General features: G+C 68.8%; 2 protein-coding genes. One reads left to right on the plus strand and one right to left on the minus strand.

All coding sequences use genetic code 11. The features are described 5' to 3' along the window. On the minus strand, positions 1-486 hold a 486-nt coding region (locus AC5RWT_RS37215), incomplete at its 3' end, for a ribonuclease H family protein (RefSeq protein WP_494084590.1). Between the two features lie 51 nt (positions 487-537). Here AC5RWT_RS37215 and AC5RWT_RS37220 point away from each other — a divergent pair. Continuing rightward, the gene (locus AC5RWT_RS37220) at positions 538-1461 is read left to right on the plus strand and encodes a DUF4031 domain-containing protein (protein ID WP_494084591.1); all 924 of its coding nucleotides are present in this window, start codon (positions 538-540) and stop codon (positions 1459-1461) included. Positions 1462-1625 lie beyond the last annotated feature (164 nt).

The following is a 1625-nucleotide window of genomic DNA, read 5'->3' on the forward strand; positions in this document are numbered from 1 at the left end:
ACTGCCGGACGTTACCGGGCCGCCGGGAAAGCCGGGGCCGGCCGGGGCGCTGGTGCCGTTCTGGAAAGCGATCGCCACCGCGCGGGCGCGTTCGTCGGCGGCTTCATTCAGCGCGTGTCCGGCGTGCCCCTTGACCCACTCAAACTCGTAACTGCGTCCCTTGACCGCGGCGTCGATGTCCTTGAGCAGGTCGACGTTCAGCACCGGCTTGCCGTCTGCCTTTTTCCAGCCCCGCCGCTTCCAGCCCGACATCCACTTGGTCACACAGTTGATCACGTACTGGCTATCGCACAGCACCCGCAAGTGTTCCTGGGGCAGGTGGGCCGTGGCCCGGAACAGGTCCAGCACGGCCATCAGCTCACCCTGGTTGTTGGTCCCGTGCGGCCAGCCTCCGGCAGCCCACGCCGTGTCGTCGATGTACCAGGCCCAGCCGGCCGGTCCAGGATTGCCAAGTGCAGAGCCGTCGGCGGCAGCAGTGATAGTCATGACTTCCATCTTTTCAGATCCGGCCAACATTCCTGGCCCTAGGCTGGGCAGGTGGCAATTCTTATCGATCCCCCGCTCTGGCCCGCCCACGGCACCCGCTTTTCCCACCTGGTCTCCGACACCTCGCTGGCCGAACTTCACCGCTTCGCCGCGGCCGCCGGCATCCGCGAGCGTGCCTTCGACCGGGATCACTACGACGTGCCGGTCAGCCGCTACCGTGAGCTGGTCCTTCTGGGCGCCGTGGAGGTAAGCGCCGGCGAGCTGACCCGCCGGCTGCAGGCCAGCGGGCTGCGCATCCCCGCCCGGCAGCGCCCGGAGAAACTGCGGAAGGTGCTGCTGCGCCGGTGGAACGAGCTGCTGCCAGGTCAGGAGGAACTGGGCCGCGGGCTGCTGGAGCGTTGGGAAGAACCGCACCGCCACTACCACGGCCCCCGCCACCTGCTGGCAGTTCTGGAGGCGCTGGAACAGCTCTCGCCGGGGGTTGGTTCGGGCTGCCCGCGCGCGCTGAGGCTGGCAGCCTGGTTCCACGACGCCGTCTACAACGGACGGCCCGGCCAGGATGAACAGGACTCCGCCGACCTGGCCGCTGCATACCTGCCGGCTGCCGGCTGTAGCGGCGACGAGACCGCCGAAGTGGTTCGGCTGGTCCTCCTCACGGCCGGCCATGCCCCTGGCCCGCAGGATGAATCCGGCGCCCTGTTGTGCGACGCCGATCTTGCGGTCCTGGGCGGAACGCCGGAGCAGTACCGCAGCTATGTCCGCGACGTCCGCAAAGAATATGCGCACGTGACGGACGCTGCCTTCGCATCCGGGCGAACCGCCGTCGTCCGCCGCCTGCTGGCGCTGGATCCGCTGTACCGGACACCGGCGGCGCGGCAGAAGTGGCTGGAGAACGCCCGGCAAAACCTCGCCGGAGAACTCGCCGCCTGGGAGCGCGAGAGTCAGGCCTGGCTCCGCTTGCCGGACACGGAGTGATGCCGCAAAGGGGTCGATGCGGCAGTCTGGTTGCCGCTAGGGTCGAGGAGCCAATGGGTTAACGCCGCAGGGCGCGGCTCCCGGATGGGAAACCGCGCCCTGCGTTGACCGTGGCCTGGCATCAGGCCGGGATGGTGGCCGGGAAGCTTAGAAGCCGCCCATGC

The organism is Arthrobacter sp. Dra40, assembly GCF_059091905.1.